21 protein-coding genes are annotated in these 20,679 nt (G+C 46.9%); 8 read left to right on the top strand and 13 right to left on the bottom strand.

What is annotated here, in order from left to right; all coding sequences use genetic code 11:
• A partial coding sequence (locus CSQ86_RS09810; RefSeq protein WP_165773844.1) for a hypothetical protein occupies nt 1-249 on the top strand: 249 nt, incomplete at its 5' end.
• A gap of 84 nt (nt 250-333) precedes the next feature.
• Entirely contained in the window at nt 334-1,437 is a 1,104-nt protein-coding gene (locus CSQ86_RS09595; RefSeq protein ID WP_165773843.1) for an acyltransferase family protein, read from the top strand.
• 488 nt (nt 1,438-1,925) lie between these two features.
• Here the strand turns inward: CSQ86_RS09595 and CSQ86_RS09590 are convergent, their stop codons facing one another.
• Entirely contained in the window at nt 1,926-2,543 is a 618-nt protein-coding gene (locus CSQ86_RS09590; RefSeq protein WP_133119282.1) for a hypothetical protein, read from the bottom strand.
• A 214-nt stretch (nt 2,544-2,757) separates the two neighbouring features.
• Nucleotides 2,758-3,774 carry a DNA-processing protein DprA gene (locus tag CSQ86_RS09585; RefSeq protein ID WP_165773842.1) on the bottom strand — a complete coding sequence of 339 codons (1,017 nt, stop codon included), beginning with the start codon at nt 3,772-3,774 and terminating at the stop codon, nt 2,758-2,760.
• 721 nt (nt 3,775-4,495) lie between these two features.
• Here CSQ86_RS09585 and CSQ86_RS09575 point away from each other — a divergent pair.
• The 5 genes from CSQ86_RS09575 (at nt 4,496) to CSQ86_RS10030 (ending at nt 7,470) form a co-directional block, all read left to right on the top strand.
• Entirely contained in the window at nt 4,496-5,296 is an 801-nt protein-coding gene (locus CSQ86_RS09575; RefSeq protein WP_133119281.1) for a hypothetical protein, read from the top strand.
• A gap of 561 nt (nt 5,297-5,857) precedes the next feature.
• Nucleotides 5,858-6,145: a hypothetical protein gene (locus CSQ86_RS09970; protein WP_243387827.1), complete on the top strand. Its 288-nt coding sequence runs from the start codon at nt 5,858-5,860 to the stop codon at nt 6,143-6,145.
• 225 nt (nt 6,146-6,370) lie between these two features.
• Nucleotides 6,371-7,102 carry an IS3 family transposase gene (locus CSQ86_RS09965; RefSeq protein ID WP_243387825.1) on the top strand — a complete coding sequence of 244 codons (732 nt, stop codon included), beginning with the start codon at nt 6,371-6,373 and terminating at the stop codon, nt 7,100-7,102.
• The gene (locus tag CSQ86_RS09960) at nt 7,078-7,197 is read left to right on the top strand and encodes an IS3 family transposase (protein WP_243387814.1); all 120 of its coding nucleotides are present in this window, start codon (nt 7,078-7,080) and stop codon (nt 7,195-7,197) included. Before CSQ86_RS09965 ends, CSQ86_RS09960 begins: the two co-directional genes overlap by 25 nt.
• Nucleotides 7,198-7,215: 18 nt before the next feature.
• Nucleotides 7,216-7,470, top strand: coding sequence for an ATP-binding protein (locus CSQ86_RS10030; protein ID WP_207761584.1), 255 nt, complete (start codon nt 7,216-7,218; stop codon nt 7,468-7,470).
• A 91-nt stretch (nt 7,471-7,561) separates the two neighbouring features.
• Here the strand turns inward: CSQ86_RS10030 and CSQ86_RS09550 are convergent, their stop codons facing one another.
• The 11 genes from CSQ86_RS09550 to cps2T are packed head-to-tail and all read right to left on the bottom strand — an operon-like array spanning nt 7,562 to nt 19,133.
• Nucleotides 7,562-8,392, bottom strand: a complete 831-nt coding sequence (locus CSQ86_RS09550) for an SDR family NAD(P)-dependent oxidoreductase (RefSeq protein WP_100494913.1) — start codon at nt 8,390-8,392, stop codon at nt 7,562-7,564.
• Between the two features lie 49 nt (nt 8,393-8,441).
• A complete protein-coding gene (locus tag CSQ86_RS09545) occupies nt 8,442-9,434 on the bottom strand; it encodes a glycosyltransferase family 2 protein (protein WP_207761583.1) in 993 nt (330 codons plus the stop codon).
• A gap of 17 nt (nt 9,435-9,451) precedes the next feature.
• Nucleotides 9,452-10,579, bottom strand: a complete 1,128-nt coding sequence (locus tag CSQ86_RS09540) for a polysaccharide pyruvyl transferase family protein (RefSeq protein ID WP_100494911.1) — start codon at nt 10,577-10,579, stop codon at nt 9,452-9,454.
• Nucleotides 10,576-12,024, bottom strand: a complete 1,449-nt coding sequence (locus CSQ86_RS09535; RefSeq protein WP_100494910.1) for a lipopolysaccharide biosynthesis protein — start codon at nt 12,022-12,024, stop codon at nt 10,576-10,578. The genes CSQ86_RS09540 and CSQ86_RS09535 overlap by 4 nt, the downstream gene beginning before the upstream one ends.
• 2 nt (nt 12,025-12,026) lie before the next feature.
• Nucleotides 12,027-13,031 (bottom strand): glycosyltransferase family 2 protein, encoded by a 1,005-nt coding sequence (locus CSQ86_RS09530; RefSeq protein WP_100494909.1) that lies wholly within the window; start codon nt 13,029-13,031, stop codon nt 12,027-12,029.
• A gap of 4 nt (nt 13,032-13,035) precedes the next feature.
• Complete coding sequence (locus CSQ86_RS09525) at nt 13,036-13,848, bottom strand: glycosyltransferase family 32 protein (RefSeq protein WP_100494908.1); 813 nt, start codon at nt 13,846-13,848, stop codon at nt 13,036-13,038.
• 11 nt (nt 13,849-13,859) lie between these two features.
• The gene (locus CSQ86_RS09520; RefSeq protein ID WP_100494907.1) at nt 13,860-14,951 is read right to left on the bottom strand and encodes an EpsG family protein; all 1,092 of its coding nucleotides are present in this window, start codon (nt 14,949-14,951) and stop codon (nt 13,860-13,862) included.
• A 4-nt stretch (nt 14,952-14,955) separates the two neighbouring features.
• Nucleotides 14,956-15,888: a glycosyltransferase family 2 protein gene (locus CSQ86_RS09515; RefSeq protein ID WP_100494906.1), complete on the bottom strand. Its 933-nt coding sequence runs from the start codon at nt 15,886-15,888 to the stop codon at nt 14,956-14,958.
• On the bottom strand, nt 15,888-16,544 hold the full coding sequence (locus CSQ86_RS09510; RefSeq protein ID WP_100494920.1) for an acyltransferase: 657 nt from the start codon (nt 16,542-16,544) through the stop codon (nt 15,888-15,890). Before CSQ86_RS09510 ends, CSQ86_RS09515 begins: the two co-directional genes overlap by 1 nt.
• Nucleotides 16,545-16,549: 5 nt before the next feature.
• Complete coding sequence (locus CSQ86_RS09505; RefSeq protein WP_100494905.1) at nt 16,550-17,938, bottom strand: glycosyltransferase; 1,389 nt, start codon at nt 17,936-17,938, stop codon at nt 16,550-16,552.
• A 4-nt stretch (nt 17,939-17,942) separates the two neighbouring features.
• Nucleotides 17,943-19,133: a beta 1-4 rhamnosyltransferase Cps2T gene (gene cps2T / locus CSQ86_RS09500; protein WP_243387812.1), complete on the bottom strand. Its 1,191-nt coding sequence runs from the start codon at nt 19,131-19,133 to the stop codon at nt 17,943-17,945.
• A gap of 317 nt (nt 19,134-19,450) precedes the next feature.
• Here cps2T and CSQ86_RS09495 point away from each other — a divergent pair, with 317 nt between their 5' ends.
• Nucleotides 19,451-20,569, top strand: coding sequence for a glycosyltransferase family 1 protein (locus CSQ86_RS09495; protein ID WP_100494903.1), 1,119 nt, complete (start codon nt 19,451-19,453; stop codon nt 20,567-20,569).
• Nucleotides 20,570-20,679: the final 110 nt, after the last annotated feature.

The following is a 20,679-nucleotide window of genomic DNA, read 5'->3' as shown; positions in this document are numbered from 1 at the left end:
ATCCGCTGCTGGTACGCACGCGACTTCATCACAACCATCCGCAAGGACCTGCAAATCATCCCCGCACCCATCGCAGCCGCCACCGCCACGGGCATCATCCTCCTCATACGCATCGCATGGTGGCCGACGCATCCCCTCCCGCAGATCATCGCGACCGGAACCGTCTTCACCATCCTCTACACCGCGATGCTCCTGCTCCTCAAGGAAAGAACGGTCACCACAATCATCCACCGCATCCACACACGATGAATCATTCCCACGCGACCTCCCACGAAACGGAACCTTCCCATGCCCAAACACACAAACACAACAAACGGAAGAACGGCGACGCACATGCGCAAGACACGAAACTCGAGCATCGAGCTCCTCCGCATCATCGCAGCATACCTGATCGTGCTGCGCCACTTCGTAGGAGCTAACGCGTTCGACGTATGGACCCAGCCACTGTCGTTCAACAAGATCATCCTCGAGGGCATGTTCTACCCGAGCGGCAAGGTCGGGGTCGTGTTGTTCTTCCTGATATCCGCATGGTTCCTCTGCGAATCCACAACAGACCTCAAGGCCGCGCTCAGACGGGCATGGATCCTGGAACGAGAGATCCTGTTCTACAGCCTCGCCCTCACGGCAATCGTCCTCGCCACCGACAGGAGCCTGCTCACCCCCAGGATCCTCGTCAGCGCCGTACTGCCCACCTCCACCGACCTATGGTGGTACACGACAAGCTATATCGTCTTCCTCATCCTCTGCCCATTCCTGACCATCGGGCTCAAGTTCCTCGGGCAACGGACCCACCGCAACTGCTGCCTGGCCAGCATCATCCTATGGAGCATCGGCGGAGGCCTCACCAGCTTCGTCTCGTTCGACATGACCAAGGAAAACGTGCTCATCTTCATCTACCTATACGCCCTCGTCTCATACTGGCGCTGGTACCAGCCGGAGCTGATCGACCGCCGCACGGCCACCATCTTCGTAATCCTCGGATACACGATATCCACCGCATCGGTCCTCGCGCTGACCCCCATCACCCTCACCCTCGACCGGGGAACACACCAGCAGACCATGCTCGGACAGAACGAATGGATGCTGCCCGTCATGCTCATAGGATTCGGCATGTTCTCACTCGCCAAGCAACACCACTTCACCAGCAAAATCGTCAACAGCATCGCCAAATCCACCCTGGCCATATACCTCATCACCGTCTACCCACCCATCTCCACACTCCTATGGCAACGAATGTTCGACATGCACGGCATCTACGACAACCCATGGCTCACGGCATACGCACTCGGCATAGCAGCCCTGACAGCCATCGCCTGCATCGCCATCGACTACATAAGAAGAGCATTATTCACAATCAGCATCGACCGCAACCCCGGAAAATGGTTCAACAACCTATGGAAGCTCTCCACCAAAAAACACAACCACAACAACCAATAAACAACCAACACAGTGGTAGCCTCCTACTTAAAGATTCCTCGATTCTGTTCTGGTTCTGAGTAAAGTCACAGGCCACGCTCTCGTCTCAAGTCCAGATTAGGTTCGCAAAACGTTCTAAAGCTACATATATTTATCGCAATCGATGCGAAATCTTCTGAGTCGTTCGCGTCAAATCACGATACAAGTCGAACCTCGTATCATGTAGCTCAGCATATTGTGAACGCGGGTGAATTGTATCTGCACAATACGAGGTTCGACCTGATAACGTCCGGAATTATGCGCATTTTGGTCTAAGCGCGAGATGGGACATGGCCCGTGGTCTGCGTACGGTTTTCTGTCGCCAAACAACGATAAATCGCGATTGGCAACGGTTCAACGCCCACTGCCGTTGCAGGACGCCCCAATCCAAATGCAATTAATCCGCACAACCGAGCTCCATAATATTCGGTTCGCGCACCCCGCATGAATCATGCAGGGATAAAACAAAATCATCGCTTGTTCCGCATCGGGCACTGGTCATAATCCCACGGGCATCCATTACGGTAGGCCAACTGCTTATAACCGTCAGAGACACTCTGACCAATCATGCGTGAGCAATAATCCAGATCGACGATTCTCGCCAGACAATAGATGGTCACTCGTTGCGCTCCAGACTGCTTAAGCATGATGGAGGCTGATTCGGCGGTGCCGCCCGACGTCCATGTATCGTCGATGAGCAGTACATGTCTCAACGTTTTGTCCGAATATGAGCCATCCAGCGAGAACGTGGATGGTGCAATTGCCCGATGTTTCTGCTCATTAGCCAGTAATTTCACCTCGGGGATGGTTTTATTCAGCATCGGCGAGACCAATCCGTTGAGTGGGTGCGGTTGACCGTAGCGTTCGCTGGTGGTGGTTGACGGTATGGTTGCCCATGCGCTCGGTATCACTCCATCAGACGTATGAGCCAGGCAACTCCAATGGACGACGAGCGCATCGCCAAGCACATATTTCAGTGTCTCGCAATAATCTTTAGATTCAGGGCGGTCACGCTTGTACCCGTCCATGACGCGGTACATCTGATCGAACTTAATAGCATAGTTGGCGATTCTAATCCGATCAGCCATCAGATGTGCGACGCCAAGAGCCTCAGCCTGTTGACGTAGACTAGTGCAGCTGTAACAAATCGATGCGTAGTCTCGCTTGGGACCACCGCAGATAGGGCAGACATGATTCTTGGCGCTGTGGTATATCACTGTTTTTGCATAGCTGCCTAATCTCCACCCCATATTCTGTTCAAAGCGGGCATATGCAACCAGTAGATTGGGATTCAGTGTGGGGTCAGGCATACTGTACTTTCGCGTCAAGAATGTCTTCCAGCAATGTGTCTACATTGTTGTCGAGGAATGAGATCATATCAAGTGCTTTGCCGACTTCTTCGACACTGTGCACGACGAACACGCCTGGCTTGTTGCGATATTCCTGTGCCCATTCGGTGCGTTCCAGTACGACGTCACGGAAAATCAACGGGCGTCCGTGACGTTGCGCCTGACGAGCTTGAATACGCGTGCCGGAATGTTCCGATGCCTCAACCACCACAGTGGCCAGACCATATCCCGACATCAGCGCGTTGCGCATCGGGAATGTCTGCTTGGTCGGCGGGCTGTCAGGCCAGAACTGGGATAGCACCAGCCCTCGCTCTTCGATGCTTTTCTGCAGTTCACGGTTGGATGCAGGATAACAACGATTAATGCCAGTACCGATGAAGGCGACCGTTCGTCCGTCTGCTTCCAATGCCGCACGGTGGGCGAACGAGTCGACGCCTTCAGCCAATCCCGCGATTACAGTCAATCCACGTTCGCACAGCATGCGAGCCGTGTCATGGGCGAACCTGGCACCCTCCGGCGAGCATTTACGCGATCCCACGACGCTAACACCTAAATCGTTTGCAAGCAGAGACCCCTTGGCAAACAAGAACGGCGGCACGTCCACGACCGATCGCAGCCGCGAGGGGAACCGGTCGTCGAACACGGTGACCAAGTCAAGCCCTTGTGCTCGCCACTGCGCCACCTTCTGTTTGGCTTGATTCCAAGCGGCATTCGCTTTCGCCGTGTATTCAACGGATGGCATGTCCTCCACTTCAAACAGTGAGCCCTGCTCATTCGTCGGCAGATATTCGTGTTCACGAAGTGGATTATGCAACGGGTCCATCCGATGCCTGAGCACACGCACAGCACTGCCTTCAACTAGACACTCGTTGGCCAACGAAGACCACGTATCAGGTCGTTCGCAGCACTCAATCAATGCGATCAGAGCAGCGTTTTCAACATCAAGCTGTCCACTATCATCAAACCGCAACTCCAATCACCTCCAACATCGTAGAACCTCGCTCAACCGGAAAACAACGAGATATCGACATACCATTTTACCGGCACACAAGTAAATTATTCTCTTCTCGAGCAATATACTACTTAGATAGTAGGTGCTGGGCATTACCCCCCCATATATATCCTCCGCGCGTATGGAAGACCGGCGTCTTAGCCTTCAGTGCTCAATATCTCCTTGACCGTTTTCCCGACCATTCGGTTCAACGTGGTTTCCAAACATGGATTGGGGTGGCTTGTGGAATCTGCTACGGTACGGCTTTACGCCTTCGTTTTCCAATCGCGGTTTGTCTTGTTTGGCGACAGAAAATCATACATAGAACGAGGGCCATACCCCAAGACATATGTCAACTATCCGCTGAGGCTAAACACGTGCCCAGCCATGCATTAATCTAATGCGTAAAATCAACCCAAAGCACCACCACTCGCATTGTCTGTGAGAATCGCGCGTACCAGTCACTGCTGAAGGTCGTTGAATAATGAAGTACCGTAGATGATCTGTTAGAGTACGGAATGCTTCAGGCCTACAGCACCCAAACCGATAAGCATTTTTTTGGATTCTTTGAGCATATTTTGCATATAAAAAGCATAATGGTGATATTGCTTCCCATAAACTATAAACATAATGTCGCATTGCCTAGACATATGCGTTATGTATATATTATATGCATTATGTGCAACAAAAAAGAGGTGCAATGAGCGAAACTGCGTCGGTGACAGTATCCACCAACCTCAATATTCAAAATACAGACAGCTCAACTCGGAAATCCGTAAAGAGGCCAAAGAATAGATGCGCCGCAAAGGCGTCAAACGGTATGGGGAAGAAAGGAGAGCCGATATCAGAAAATCATGAGAGGAGGGAAAGCAAGGGCAGCCTACGCTTTCTTCTACGAGCCGCGAAAATTATCAATGGACTTGAATGTTGCGATGGTTTAAAGCCTGTTATGTTGCAATATATCTGCGATCATCTGACCGAAGAAGATTTGACAGAGCCATCCGTTGAAAAACTTGTGTTTGAGTTCAACCGGACCATGTATTCAGGTGAGCAGATGAAAATTGATATGTCTGCGACCAAAAAGGTCAATAGATATTCAGCGTTAGCTGCTATAGCAGACAAAACTGGTATATCATATGACGATTTGTCTTCAATCTATGCGATACAGAATGGGCGACTGTCCGTACATACGCCTACCGAAACCCTTGGCACAAAGGAGTCAGAACGTAATCGTACAGTCGCGATATTGTGTGCAGGCTATTGCTGGATTGCAGATAGAAAGATGGAAATACCCATTGACGAGGTACGCAGAATTGCTCGTGAGCACTACGAAGTGAGTCGAAATCTCGTGAAACATCTCACAGCTGTTCACGGTTTTCATATTTCAGGAGAAGGAAAAAGCAAAATGATAATTCTGCAGCAGGATATATTCCTGCCGGTTTTTCAATCTGCGCTTTCCCGCGTATTAGGTCATCCCACCGTGCAAGGAATAAGCATATAGAACGGGCACATAAACTCAATGCTTGAAGATCTGTCTTAGGTAGGACGATTATTCGCGTGCCCATCTAATGCTGTAAGGAAACCGATAAAACCGGTCGTCTGCAGTGAATGATTATTCGGAGGGTTGAGAGCCGGGTGTTATTCCGGAATAACACCCGGATTATTGCGGGACGGTATCGGCGTGGGTGCCGCCGACGAGTCACTGATGTCAGTCCTTCTGGGGGGGTATTGGGTGGCGAACAGGGTGTTACTGGTGTCGAGGAATCGTCTTCGATTGCTGGTAGCGGGGTGTGTTCATGATCCTACGGGCCATGTCGCACGCGTTCTCCAACCGTTGCCGCCCGTAGCGTCGCGACAGCCTCAACACCGCCAATGCGGGGTCGATGGACTGGTCCGGCGTGCCGGCCGATTGGAAGATGCGGGCAACGACGATGACAGCGTTCGGCCCCACGTCCGCGGCCCATGATCTGACCCGTGATTTGTCCCATTCCCGCCATAGAGCCTTTTCTGGAAGGTCCGTCCCGCGTGTGGAGGCGCGGTTGGTCTGGCCGGGGTTGAACAGGTGGTGGACGGCGACGCGTTCGCCACCGTGCCAGATCTCGAGCAGACAGGCGGCCTCGCGTTTCTGGAACGGTGCGGCGTTGTACGCGTTGAGACATTCGCGGATTGCCCGGTTCAGCTCATCGAACGAACAGAACTCCCGGTCGCGTATCGCGCCGACTGGATTGGCTACAATGTATTGGACGGTTCATTGAGGGACTGGGCGACGAAGGAGTTGATGGTCATGGCCGATCCGAGGCATCCCCGTCATTACGAGGAGGAGTTCAAACGCCAGATCGTGCAGTCGTAACGGGAACGGCAAGCCCGCTCGTGAGATCAAGGCGGAGTACGACATCTCGCATTCCACCCTGCACCGGTGGGTGCAGGGCATCCGTAACAGCGGATCCACGAAAGCCGCCGACAACCGCACTCCCGAGCGGAACGAGCCGGTCGAATTGCGCAAACGCAACCGTCAGCTGGAGATGGAGGTGGATGTTTCAGAACAAGCGGCGCCGGTATTCGCACGAAAGTAGCCGTGATACGGTCCAACGCCGGCCGCTGCCCGGTATCAGCGCAGTGCAGGATTCTCGGCGTCGCGAAGTCCACCTACTACTGGATGCTCGAACACCCCGAAATCGTGAGAACGGACCCCCGTGAGGCGGATGTGGAGCGCGTGTGGAGGGACAGCGGCAAGGTGTACGGGGCCAGGAAGATCAAGGCCCAGCTGCGCCGTGAGCGTATCGTCATGTCGCGCCGCCGCATCAACCGGATCATGAAGGCCAAGGGCATGACGAGCTCATATTCGAAGGCCCGGTACTGGTCGTACCCGGCCGGGCCGAACGACGACCCGGCCCCGAACCTGCTGGCCCGCGAGTTCGACGGATACAGGCCGCGCACGCACATCGCCTCCGACCTGACCTACGTGAGGGTCGGCAATTCATGGGCGTACGTCTGCCTGCCCGGCGACCTGGCCAACCGCGAGATCGCCGGGCACGCCGTCGGAGTCAGGCATGACGTGGACCTCGTATTGGCCGCGTTCGCCGCGCTCCGCTTCCCCTTGGTAGACATCGAGGTGTTCCACACCGACCGGGGAGGCGAATTCACGGGCGAAAGGATCGAACGCATGCTCGTCGCGTTCGGCATCGCCAGGTCGCTGTCGAGGCCGGGCAGCCAGTACGACAACGCGGTGCCACCAACAGGCTTCTCAAGAAGGAGCTCATATACAGGAACGTCTACACGAGCGTGGAGCAACTGCGCTCGGACCTGAACAGGTACGTGTGGTGGTACAACCACCAACGGCTCCACTCGCCCCTCGATTACATGAGTCCCGTGGAGTTCACCAGACAAGGAAACACCCTCTAGAAACAGTCCAACACTCTATTGCCAATCCACGACACCGGCAGCATCTTGTTCGCCACCCAATACCCCCAGAAGGACTGGCACCAGCGACTCGGCGGCGGCACCCACGCCGACGCCATCATGGACAGGATCGTGCACAACACCACCTGGATAGAAACCGGCGACTGGGACATGCGCGAACACGCCCCCCGGCAAGTAACCACCGACCAGCCACCACGAACAAGAACGGCACCGGCGGTGCCCAACCATCGCATCACCGGTGCCGTCCCGCAATAACCCCAGTGCTCTCCCGGAATAACACCCGGTGCTCAACCCTCCATAATCAAGTTATATAGATTGTTATTGATAAGTCATCTGAGGTGTTAACTCATCGGATGTCGAACGATCCTCTTCCGCCGGAGATGCGAACTATCTCTCCGGTAATCATTGCTGCCGCATCTGTAGCGAGGAATTGGACGAGTGATGCCACTTCATTCGGCATGATGAGACGGTTGTTGTTATTTTCTCGAGACCAGATGTTATCCCCTTCTTTGACACCTATAAGTGGTGTGGCTGTAGAGCCTGGAGCGACGCAATTTACCGTAATTCCGTCATGTGAAAGAATTTCTGCGAGTCCTTTCGTGAATCCATTTAATCCCCATTTTGATATACCGTAAGGCGACCAGGCGGGTTCCGATCCTCTGGAGGAAGAAATAAGAATAATGCGCCCTCGAATTTTATTATGCTTCATATATGCGCCAATTGCTTGAGAATAGAAGAAGGCACCTTTAAGATTAATATTCATTACTCTGTCCCATTCCGTGGGAGACATTGTCCAGAAATCTACGTTTTCAGTATGAACACCTGCGGAGTTGACAAAAATATCGATTTTCCCAAACAAGTCCGCAGCCTTATTAATAGATGATTTAGCGGATTCCATTTCGGCCAGATTCAGATAAAGCGTTTTTACCTTATTAGAATCCGCTAACTGCTCGGCACATGCTTTGAGCTTATTATTATTAGTGCCACACAATATGACGGAGCATCCGCATTGCAAGAATGATTTCGCAATAGCCATACCTATTCCACCAGAGCCTCCGGCAATGAGTGCAACTTTGCCGGTAAGTGACTGTTCAGCAGGGATAATATTCGCGACAGGAATATATGTTTTCTCGTGAGTAAGCTGAAGGATGGTTTTAATAGTGTTTTTTATAGACATAGCGTTACCTGATATTGATGTTGAGCTGTCTGGTAGTAATTAATACTGGTTATTTAAAAGTGTCTTTGGCTAAAGCAGCTTTAGCTTTGGCGAGTTCATGCTTGGCCATAAGGTTTGGCATGAGTCCTGTAATGAGCATATGAGCTTTAGTCTTCAGCCCTAGATCAGCCGTGAGAAGTGTTCGAGGCAACAAGCTACGTATGTGGCTCAGACAATCTTGATATAGGTCTTTATGTTCCGCTTTGGAATCGGTGGCGACGATAAGGAAAAGAAGGTAGTTATAGTTCTTCCAAATGTGCCAGTTCGCAGCATTAATAGTTTTAGGAGTACGAACGACTAATTTGTTTTTGATATTCTTGATGTTCCAAAGAGCATTGATACCCATTTGGACGTTATAGTGAGTAAGGCCGCTTTCCATGTTGTTTAGTCGGTAGTTATAGATTTTTCGTTGGCCGACAGCGACTTTATTCGCGTATTGCGCCGACATAGTCGCGAAATATAATCCTTCACCGGACCATGGCACGGAGAAAGTAAGATGATGCTCTTGAAGCATGGAATGTTTGTACATTTTATTCCATGGTCCAACAACTATCTTGGGATAAAGAAGGGAAGCCACGGCATCTTCGGGAGTTTTCACACGGATTTCGTCATGTTCAACTTGAGTTTGGTCGCGAGTGGTGAAAATGTTTTCTGTCATTACCATTTCGGCTTTGGTCTTCTGAGCCATGTCCATCAGGTATGCAATATAGTCTTCAGATAACCAGTCATCTCCATCTACGATAACAATCCAGTCGCCTGTTGCGGCTGCGAGCCCGGCATTGCGCGCGTCACAGGTTCCACCGTTCTTTTTGTGGATAACTTTGATTCGGTTGTCCTGCTGGGCATGTCGGTCGCAAATCGCACCGCTATTGTCTGGCGAGCCATCGTCCACCAATATGATTTCCAAGTTCGTATAGGTCTGATTAGTAATTGAATTTATACATTTATCCAGAAATTTTTCGGATTTGTAGATTGCTACAATGATTGAAACTTTGTCTGGCATGATTATCTCCTTGCGTTTCATCGTGCTGTGTTGAGTGACAAATCGAGATACTGTTTTGATTCGGCAATCAGTCTTGTGAGTTGACTATTCATATTTGAGCTCGTCATAAGTTGTGGCGAATTATCAATTCGACTGGAATTGAAAGCTTGAAGATCACTTTTAAGATTAGAGAGATCTAACAAGTTATAGATGCGGGTATTCTGTGCTTTCGGATTTGCTGGGTTGAACCGTTCAAACACTGTGAACGGTTTGCTGAAGATAATGGAGAACACGCTGGCGTGAAATGAGTCGGTAATCACATATTCGGCGTCGCGGATGAATCGCACGAAATCCTCCACACCAGCCGACGCCTCGATATCGCCAGATTGATAATAGGCTAATCCGGTTTGGGGAATAATCTTCAGCTGAAGATTATGTTCGCGAGCATATCGACATGCCGCTTTCCAGTGGTTACGGTTATCGGAAAGAAAATAACACAAGACATATGGTTTTGCATCCCGTTTCGAACCTGCGAATTTCGACCAATCCTTGACGTTAATCAGCATGGTCGGATCCACAACAAGCGTGGCGTCGCGTCCGATTAATTGACTAATACAGTCGCATGCGGATTGCTCACGCAGAGAGAGTGCTTTGAAACGAGACAAGCATCGAATGTAATCTTCTGCATGATTTACAGGAATGGTTTTCACTCCGATACTGGGTGCATAAGCGATTCTTGGTGTGGTGATAGCGTCGTAGTCGGCGTAATAATACTTGTGAAACCAGTTCGGATTCCATATCTGATCGCTACCGAAAATCAAGGCGTCAAATTGATTACAGACTTCAATATAGGTGCTTTCATCGGTGATGTGTTGCGTCAGCATGCATGATGAGGTTATCGTATTGCGGAAAGAATCAGAACGAGCGGCGAAGTCGGCGACGTATTTCTTTTTCGCAGCCTGCAACAATAAGTATTTAGCTTTGTCGTGGATCTTTCTGACTAACGAGCGTGTATCTAACGAGGTGCTTGACTTGGAATCGTCAAGCTTGAAGTTGACAAGCTGCACGTTATGACCGAGATTCCGGAGGTACCGTTGCAGTGCAACCGCCTGTAGTTTCGTTCCGTAATTCTCATAGTCAAACCATGTGATGATGCCTATGTTCATTGATGTTTTCCTTTTTGGCGAGTAGGTGCGAAGTGTGTGAACGCTCCGATGAGTTTTCTTGCGAGTCGTATACCTTCCTTATAGAAAAGCGCTAATATTAATAGAAATAAGACGGTTTCCGAGGCGTACAATCCGAGATTTTCCTGCCGGAAAGCAAGAAGCAACGACGATTGAATAAGCAAGATGAGATATGCAATATTATCTCGAGCGAAATTAATGCGGATAGTCATGAATTGGCGCAGCTGACGCATACGAATGAACCAGACAAGCCAATAGCTCACCATGTTGGCGATGGCAGCTCCTACCGATTTGAATGCGAAAACCAAAAAGAAGTCAAGAATGATGTTCACCGCAGCACCAATAACAGTGGATGATGCTATTTTCTTCGCATCTTTTACTGCCGAGAATACACCGCCCGCATACCCTGAGAGAGCTCCAAACACAATGGAGATGAGCAGGAAGGGGACAGACATCCAGGCAATGTAAAAATCTTTCGCGTAGAGGAGTCTCGCCATGAGACGATCTCCAGCAATTAGCAGTGAACAAATTACGGTCATACCGAAGTTGTAATACCCGTATGTTCTTGCAAAGAATCCGTGCCGATCCTCTGGGTCGAAATCCTGCGTGGCCGAAAGCGTCCATGCCTGGCCAAAAATAGTCTGGAAGATATTCAGAATGGATGGAATTTTATAGGCGACGGAGAAGATTCCGTTTTCCGCCAATCCACACAGCCAAATGACCACATAACGTGCAGAGAAGTTATTCACCCACCATGCCAGAGCATTAGCCATCAACGGCTTAGAATAAACCAGCATCTCATGTTCGAGACTTGAATTATTTGCTGGTAAATGCAGTCCTTTCCATGCTTGAGTACTGATAAATAGGTAAATCGCCTGTATTGCTATGCCCGCAATATTTGCGATGAAATATCCTGTTATACCCCAATTCACAACAACGAGCAACAGAATATTCAGCACAATAATCGTCAATGAACATACGATTCCGGAAACAGAAAGGTCAAATACGTGGTCGATACCACGCGCATATGAGGACATGATGCCGTTCAATGCTGTCGCTGCATACAAAAAAACGAAAAGCGCAGAGTAAGCCTTTAACACCGGAATGAGAGTAAAGAACTGATTGACCAGTGTCACGAACACAACTGGTGCTAGGCCAATGAGGAAATATTTCAAACCGACGGTAAGGATAGCTTTGGCATCGCTGTGCTTATCGAGGGGGAAACGAAGCACGGCATCGGATATATTCAACGTCAACAGAGGAATCAACACTGCTACGGTCGTATTGAATAAATCATAAGTGCCGTACTCAGTCGTTGATAGCATGTACGTATATAGCGGAACCAAAAAGAAGCTAAGAAGTTTAGTACCGAAGCTACTAATGGTCAGCAGCCCAATGTTTTTCAACAGGTATTTAGATCCACGCATAACTAACCACGACGTACTAAAGTAGATAAAGAAACCTCTAATAAGTGGATATAATATACGAGATTCAAGAAGAACTGATGACGAAAAGGTAATTTCCTTTTGCTATAGAAATACCGATTTCTCAACAATTGAATTTGATTCAAATCATCTCGTGTTTTGTACATCCTACTTGCAACTGATAATGATTGTCGAAATAAAAAATAGCTTCTATAGGGAAGAATTCCATCATTTAGAGCATAATTAAAATTATTAAGGGCTATGGTACACGTATCGCAGATATATTTAAAACTAGGATTATGTGATACAGATTTTCCACTGATGCAGTATTCATAAATAATACTATCGATAGTAACAATATTTACTGCTTTAGAATATACAATAGGATTGACAGCGACATCTTGCGAAAACATATTTTTGGGGAAACGAACAGAGTCCCATAAGGTAGATTTATATAATTTGCCCCAAGTTGATTCTAGAAAATATGCTTTTCTTTTCCTGAAAAGAAATCGACTGATTTTAAGAATATTATTTTCATAATCTTTATATGGTGTATGGCTGATAGATACAATTGTACTATATGAACTATATTTCCTATTTAATATAAAATCATATTTTTCCGGAGAAAAAACACTAGTCTTACCTGTTGCAATATCCGCATTTGTTTTCTTGATAGCGTCAACAAGTTGTTCTATCGCATAGATTGGAATAATATCATCATTATCGCAAAAAATAATATAATTTCCGGAGACAATATCCAATGCATTATTCTGTGCTTCAGATATACCTTGATTGATTGTATGAAAAACTTTGATTCTTGCGTCACGTTGCGCATACTTATCGCAAATTTCCGGCGTTGAATCAGTTGAGCCATCATCTACTATTATAATCTCAAGATTTTTATAGGATTGTTTTAAAATTGAATCTAAACAAAAGGATATAACGGATTCCGAATTATATGCCGGTATTATAACACTCACTAGTGCTATTTGATTATTTTTATGTTCCATCTATCTACCCTCTCTTGGAGATATAATATATAAACGCTTTTTTGATTCCGAGTGTCTTTAGCCTTTCAATGAATCTATAACTTACAACAAAAGGTTTTGCTGCAACCGTACCAAATCTGAAGCCCAATAAGCGACGAAATATTTGTTCAAGAGAATGAATTCCTTGTGAGCCTTTTGATAGCCATGAAGCCTTATAGTGGTGAATAGATCTTGTTTTAGGAGTTATCAAGAGAACCCCGGTGAGATAGTTTAGCGGGCAGAAGTATTCTATTGGAAATATTTGTATTCCATTTATGATCTGAAACTCATCATTCATTTTCCACCCATAACTACGAATTAAGTTCGTAGAACGTGTAACAACATTAATAGGATTAAATGTTCCATCATGAAGCAGAAAATGATCGGAATTATATTGATTTAACATATGAGTGCAGAAAACAGAACCGGCAGAATCAGCCATGCCGAGACCTGGATTAACCGCTATCGATATTCCAGTATCGGAATATTCCGTCCCTAAGAAAGGACCCTTACTTACTATATCATCTATTGATTTAATGAGTTCGACATCCGTGTCAAAGTATACTCCACCATAATTGGATATAATCCAAAAACGTGCATAGTCTGATACAAAAGCCCATTTATGTGCTGCATAAGCCTCTTGAATATATGGGCAACAGTTAATATTAAAATTTGTTTCATTCCACTGAATTATTTTATATTCCGGCATATATTTTTTCCAGGAATTTATGCAACGGAGTACATCTTCTGTCAATGGGTTCCTACCAAACCAACAATAATGGATTATTTTAGGAATCATTTTTTCCTCACTTATTTCCAGAACGGAGTATATATACGCGTTGGTGTAAGAGAATATTTAATAAATAGGATACCTAATATCAAGTACAGTATACACTCAAAAAATGGTTTAAGAAAATTAATATAATTGAATGAAAGCGGGAAAAACAGAATCAAAAAAGCACGAAATGGAAGTGCTAATCTTTCGAATGCTGATATTGAATAACCAAGAATTGATAGTCCTATATATAGGATAATCATCATAACAATAATTAATACTTCACTGTTTTCCTCTTTGATTCTATTTTTCTTATAGCAGGTTATAAGGTATATGCAGAGAGTAAGTTCCGCAAACCAAAGCAATATGGTTCCCGGACCATAATCAGTCATCCAGTAATTATTGGAAAAATATGATACATATCGAGGAAAATATTTGGTGATCAAAAAACCTAACACAGGTAATAGGAATATGAACAACAAAAATGTAGAGACTAAAAATGTAATTGGGTTTTTTGTCTTAGCAATAAATGCAAGAGGTACTATTATCAATAGTACAATTGTTGATGAATGAAATAATGATGCAAGCAATATGATAGCTATTGCTTCCTTGAGTCTGTTGCTCCTTATATACTTATACCCTTGTAATGCAATAGAAATTGAAAGCATTTGTCTCATTAAATTAAAGGATTGCATATACATGGATTCACATAAAAAAACATATGTCGACATGTATATATTTAAAGAATTATCCTTTATAAATTTATAAAAAAGTAACCCTGTTATTAAGGCAACTACAACAAAAAGGAAATGCACATCGGTAAACATCATATGCACAATTTTGCATAACAGAAAATAACCAATTTCTATTCTTAAATCATTACCATATAAGGTGTCATAAACAACATCAATCCCATGAAATTTTATATTAATTAATGACGTTTGAGAAATTTTATCATATACATCTATGTAATGATAGGTATCCTCACCGACGGAACTAGATCTAAATCCTGCAACCAAGGAAAAGAATATAAAAATAAATGGTAGTATATATTTTTTAAATACCAAGTCTTTAGCAATAAATGCAAAAGACAGAATCAATATTAGCTCAAATATATATATAGTCATTCATCTATTTCCGGTTTATTAAATTACTTATAAAAGCAAAAAAAATTACTTTTAACTTTTCTTTCGGGTTCAGTGCGTTATGTAGGGAAAATGTGAAATCGATTCCATCTATTTTCCAGCCAAATATATTCCTACTTCTGCAAGTGGCTATGTAGTATCTAACTAGTATTCCGTATAAATATTTCTGGAATTCTTTATCTTCTTCCTTGTCGATTATTTTTTTCCAATTATTCAAAATCGATATTGATATTTGAGCGTTAACTTCATTATTTTCTCTATTCATAATAGAGCCATTACGTTGTATATAGTTATAAAATGGATAGTTTATATATCTAATTTTAGGATTAGCTGTCCATAATCTGATTGTGATTTCCATATCTTCATATAAAATCCCATTCTGGAAAAATAGATTATTATCCCAGAGGAATTTTCTTCTATATAAATTTAGCCATGCTGGAAAATACCATTCATTTTTTTTAATTGATTTAATTACATATTCTTTCGCGTCATATTTCTTACCAGGAACTAAATTTGTATGTCTTTGATAACTAGTTTTGTTGCCCTTGATTTCTCGACAAGCACCAACAACAATGTCTGTGTCGTCTTTCATGGCACTAATAAGTTGTTCGCAAGCGTCATATTCGATATAGTCGTCAGAATCGACGTACAGGATATATTCGCCGGTCGCTATATGAAGTCCGGCGTTGCGAGCGTCGGATAATCCACCGTTTTCCTTGTGTACAACTCTGACTCGTAAATCTTCCTGTGCATATTGATCACACATTGCAGGACAATTATCCGGGCTACCGTCATCAACCAAAATAATTTCTAATTGCTGATATGTCTGGTGAAGAATACTTTGTACGCATCGGTTGAGCTCATGCTCCACCTTGTAAATTGGTACAATAATACTGATTATTCCATTTTTGTTATTCATTAAGATACCCGTCTACTCTTTACCGATTTATCAAGTTTGTCGATAACTATGCTGTAAGCGGGAATATCTTTAGTAATAATCGTTCCGGCACCTATCACGCATCCAGATCCAATTGTTACACCTGCAAGAATAATTACATTGCTTCCAATCCAGCAATCATCACCGATGACGATATTCTGGTGCTTTACGCCTTGGCTTTTTATCGTTTCGCTTGTGTTTGTGAAAACATGGTTTTCGGCGAACATGCTGCACTTAGGACCAATCATGACATTAGAGCCGATGGTGATATGCCCTGAGCATCCGATGAAACTATGCGGCCCAATTGACGAGTTATCTCCCATTACTAAGCCTTGACCGCAGTCACCGCCGTAGTAGCTTGAAGGGCGAATCATTACACCGCGACCAATAGTCACATCATTGCCGAATGTCAAACCTTCGGAACATAGTCCATGAATTTCTGAATAATCCTCAAACTTAACGTTCCTGCCACAAAGAATATGATTAGCGTGCGAAATTGTGACGTTTCTTCCAATCAACAGAAGTCCGCAGGATTTCTTCAAAAATGGTTTTCTGAGGAGTCCTCGAATTGCCTTTACGCCTGTTCTCCACAATACAATCCATTTATCTAACCCGGTGACGGTAATATTATGTGTCATGTGAATCACTTTCCCGTTCCTGTTTTCCGGTTATTAATTAATTCTTTTCTGATGAAGAATTGCTGATAGATTGTTTCGAGATCATGGAGATGATTTGCGAAGTTTTGAAGAGTATAAGTATTGCATATCTTGAAATGAATCTCTTGCAGGGCTTCATCATCCATAGCCAGCAAATATCCATGAAGTTGTTTTAAATCACCTGCTCGGAACACTATGCCATATTCGTAGCGAATGAGTTCTTTGGCTCCTACACAATCACTGACGATGACCGGAATGCCACATGAGAGGGCTTCAGGAACAACGAATCCAAAAGACTCATAAGTAAGGCTGGGAACAGCGACAATATCCCAGTTGAGCATCTCTTCAGTGAAATCGGCGAACGGTTGATGATAGGTAATCCAGTCATCATTGTTGCCTTGTGCGCCATAAACGTCGAAGTGATAAGTTCTATTGTTCTCGTTGCGAAACGTGGAAGCAATTTCCTGAATAAGAGATAATCCCTTATAAGGTCTATCACCGCCGAGGAATGCAACATGAATCCGATTGTGCTGCCCAACACGATTGCCATTCGTAGGTGTGGGCATGTGAGCATGCGTGATGGGCAACACTTCAGAAAAACGTGGTCGACAATATCGCTCATATGCCTGCTTAGAGACTTCGCTGTTATACAAAATCTCATCCATACCATTGAGGATGTCAATCTCATAATTGCGGAAATCTGAATAAGGCTTCAGCTTATTCAACGTTCCGACAGGTGGATAAGGCATTGACATATTCAAGATGGATTGTGTCTTGGTGCGGCTTTTTGCCTTCACTGCAAATTTGGACATACTACGCAATACGTGTGAACTTTTTATCCAACGAACCATGGGCGATTGCAGTAGTCGCAACTTGCTCACAGATGGGGCAGACGCATTGATTGCGGTACATTCCTCATCAGTCAAATCATGGTCCATTGGATAGATGGCATTCATCGGATAAAGACCAAAGAAATCATGCGTCGTGAATACGGTAGGAATGCCGGTATCGCGAGCTGCGTCGACGAATTCGCGATGCAATCCCTGTAACGTATGGATATGAATGATATCGGGTTGGTATTCAGCAAAAAGCCTTTTATAACAAGCACCATCTACTGGATAATGGAATACTTCTGGCTCACTAACCTGCTGATCTAACACCACGGGAAGTGGATTACACAGTTCGAAAGAACTAATGCCTTTGATTGATCGATGCTGCTTAATATAAGGAGTCTTCGACTTGTTCATCCGGCCGGGCCAAAGCATGGCAACATCGTGACCGGCATCATGTTGTGCATTGGTCACATCATTTACGTAACGGGTCAAGCCTCCAGAACGATAAGGGGGAAAGCCCAAAGCGTAGTGCAGTATTCGCATGGAGCTACGCCTCGACTGCTGACTTGTCGTTGGTGAAGAGTTCCTTGTATTGGTTGGCGATGTGTTCCCAGGAGTAGGCGTCGTGGATGCGTCGCCTGGCCTTCACGCCCAACGCGCGGATCTCCTCCGGATCCATGGCATCCGCCCGGTCGATGAGCGCGGCCAGGTCGCCTGGCCTCTTATCCCAGTACAGGGCGCCGTCCTCGGCGACCTCCCGGTTGAAGCCCACGTCCAGCAACAGGTTCAGATCCGTGGACGCCAACGCCTCCAACAGGCTCGGGTTCGTGCCTCCCACCTCATGCCCGTGGAAATACGCGTACGCGTTCTCACGGATCTTCATCAACAGCTCACGGTCGTAGACCGTGCCCACGAACCTGACGCGAGGATCCTCATCGAAATGCGTCCTCTCCCTCAACTCCTCCAGGAACCTGTCGGACACGTTCGTGACCAGCGCGAAATCACGCTTCGACCCGCTGGCCATGAACTCGCGGATCATCGTCTCATAGTTGTTCTCCGGCACGAACCGGCCCACCACCAGGTAATACGACTTCGGGGAAAGCCCCTTCTCCCGATACCAGCCGAGCAGTTTCGGATCGTCGTCCGCCAGAACACTGGGACGAGCGTCCGCCCCATACGAGATGAACGTCGTCCTCGGCGAATACCCCGCGTACTCCCCGCGGATGTACCGCTCCATGTTCACCGAATCGCACACCATCAGATCCGAGTGCCTGGTCATCAGACGCTCGGACCACTTCCAGTACGCGCGCACCGGACGGCTCCACTTCGCACGCATCCACTCATGACCATCCGGATTCACATACAACACGCCACCCAGACAGTGAATCACCTTCTGGAAATGGGCGGCGAAGGGGCCGATCCTGCACGCCAGCACATACACGATCGGATGCGGGATCCGGTTCCTCCGTATATAGGAGACGCAATCGTTCAACGCGGCCACGTCATACCAGATCGCCTGCGCCGGACCGATCGACGGCACCCTCACGTCGAAGCAATCCGCGTTATGATAGACGAAACGCTCCGAATCCTTGGCCTTGCACGCCACGTGGTACTTCAGCGACGGGTCGCCCTGGTGACGCTCGGTCAGACGATCCACGAACGTCTCGTAACCCCCGTACGAGCCCGGAATCCCCTTCGACCCCACAATGAACACATGCCGCACAGGCCCCGAACTCACGCCAGACCCCCACAAAAAACACCAAACAGGAACACAGGAAATCTGACATAACCGCCCTTATCGGCTATTTTTAGGTTATTCATACCCATTCTCCCTTGTTTTCGCTTCTCGGACAATTCTCACAGCGAGTATACGCTTGGGTGTCTCCAAGCTCCAAGTGCCTTCTCGGTCTTTGCAATGCTTCTTCACACTGTGTTTAGACCACCGGATTTTTTGTTGGAAAATCAAGGATTTGGCCCTCTTCTCCGCTGTTTTAGCCGATAAGGGCGGTTATGGCAGTTTTGCTCCCGTAATGGGCGAATAAGGTGCCGACCACCATGTCGGAACCAATCCGCGTTGCCCAGGTTGTTGGCCGGATGATGGGTGGTGGCGTAGAGGCCACCGTGATGAATCATTATCGCCATATCGACCGGGACAAGGTCCAGTTCGATTTCATAGTACAGGACGACTCGACCGTCGTGCCCACCGAGGAGATCGAGTCATTAGGCGGACGCGTGTTCACCATACCCTCCTACAAGCAGCTTCCCCTATATATAAAGGAGTGCGAGAGGCTGTTCCGTGAGCTCAAGCCAACAATCGTGCATTCGCATATGAACGCGTTGAGCGTGTTCCCTTTGGGAGCCGCTAAACGGGCCGGGGTCCCCGTGCGTATCGCCCACAGCCACTCCACCAGTAATCCACGCGAATACGCGAAGACCGCGGTGAAGATGGCGTTGCGCCCGTTCTCCCGCGTATACCCCACGCACTACGCGGCCTGCTCGCATTACACCGCGCAATGGCTGTTTGGCTCGCAGTTGGATAAGGCCGGCAAGGTCAGAATCATTCATAACGCCATTGAACCAGAAACCTTCCGTTTCAATCCCGACATACGTGCCGCCAAACGGGCCGAGCTCGGCATCTCCGATGATCAGCTGCTTATCGGCCAAGTGGGCCGCATGTGTTTCCAAAAGAACCAACTATTCACGTTGGATGTGTTCAAACAGGTCCTCGAACGTCGTCCGGACGCCATCCTCGCCCTCGCCGGAGACGGCGACATGATGAACCAGGTCAAACAGCGCATCCACGAGCTCAGCATCGAACACTCGGTACACGTACTCGGCATCCGCAACGACGTGTATGAGCTCTATCAGGCATTCGACGTTCTTGCTTTCCCTTCCACCTATGAAGGTTTAGGCATGGCTGCAATTGAGGCTCAAGCAGCTGATGTACCAGTAATTGCTTCTAACCATGTCCCATCTGAAGCACAAATCATTCCTAATTCCATCCGCTATCTGCCATTAAATGAACCAACGAGGTGGGCAGATGTTTTATACGCAATTAGTCCTTTTCGCAAACGAGTAAACAAATCCAATCTCATCCGAGCAGCTGGATATGACATCTTCTCCAGCACTAAAAAACTGAATGAGTGGTATCACAACCTTTCTCTGCTCACATAAGGCAGATTGATTTCATTCCAATTTATTTAACGTAATTTGTTTTGTTTTTAGGGGGTTTGTATGCGTGGTTTTGCTGATTTGCGTGTTGCGGTTGCCGGTACGGGGTATGT

The organism is Bifidobacterium felsineum, assembly GCF_002802915.1.
GTDB lineage: Bacteria > Actinomycetota > Actinomycetes > Actinomycetales > Bifidobacteriaceae > Bifidobacterium > Bifidobacterium felsineum.
Note: the sequence above shows the minus strand (reverse complement) of the source record. Positions and strands in the feature narration are given on the sequence as shown.

Coding starts and splice junctions, on each gene's coding strand:
- CSQ86_RS09595 (WP_165773843.1), top strand. CDS start 334: ATGCGCAAGACACGAAACTCGAGCATCGAGCTCCTCCGCATCATCGCA.
- CSQ86_RS09590 (WP_133119282.1), bottom strand. CDS start 2,543: ATGGCTGATCGGATTAGAATCGCCAACTATGCTATTAAGTTCGATCAG.
- CSQ86_RS09575 (WP_133119281.1), top strand. CDS start 4,496: ATGAGCGAAACTGCGTCGGTGACAGTATCCACCAACCTCAATATTCAA.
- CSQ86_RS09550 (WP_100494913.1), bottom strand. CDS start 8,392: ATGTCTATAAAAAACACTATTAAAACCATCCTTCAGCTTACTCACGAG.
- CSQ86_RS09545 (WP_207761583.1), bottom strand. CDS start 9,434: ATGCCAGACAAAGTTTCAATCATTGTAGCAATCTACAAATCCGAAAAA.
- CSQ86_RS09540 (WP_100494911.1), bottom strand. CDS start 10,579: ATGAACATAGGCATCATCACATGGTTTGACTATGAGAATTACGGAACG.
- CSQ86_RS09535 (WP_100494910.1), bottom strand. CDS start 12,024: ATGCGTGGATCTAAATACCTGTTGAAAAACATTGGGCTGCTGACCATT.
- CSQ86_RS09530 (WP_100494909.1), bottom strand. CDS start 13,031: ATGGAACATAAAAATAATCAAATAGCACTAGTGAGTGTTATAATACCG.
- CSQ86_RS09525 (WP_100494908.1), bottom strand. CDS start 13,848: ATGATTCCTAAAATAATCCATTATTGTTGGTTTGGTAGGAACCCATTG.
- CSQ86_RS09520 (WP_100494907.1), bottom strand. CDS start 14,951: ATGACTATATATATATTTGAGCTAATATTGATTCTGTCTTTTGCATTT.
- CSQ86_RS09515 (WP_100494906.1), bottom strand. CDS start 15,888: ATGAATAACAAAAATGGAATAATCAGTATTATTGTACCAATTTACAAG.
- CSQ86_RS09510 (WP_100494920.1), bottom strand. CDS start 16,544: ATGACACATAATATTACCGTCACCGGGTTAGATAAATGGATTGTATTG.
- CSQ86_RS09505 (WP_100494905.1), bottom strand. CDS start 17,938: ATGCGAATACTGCACTACGCTTTGGGCTTTCCCCCTTATCGTTCTGGA.
- CSQ86_RS09495 (WP_100494903.1), top strand. CDS start 19,451: ATGTCGGAACCAATCCGCGTTGCCCAGGTTGTTGGCCGGATGATGGGT.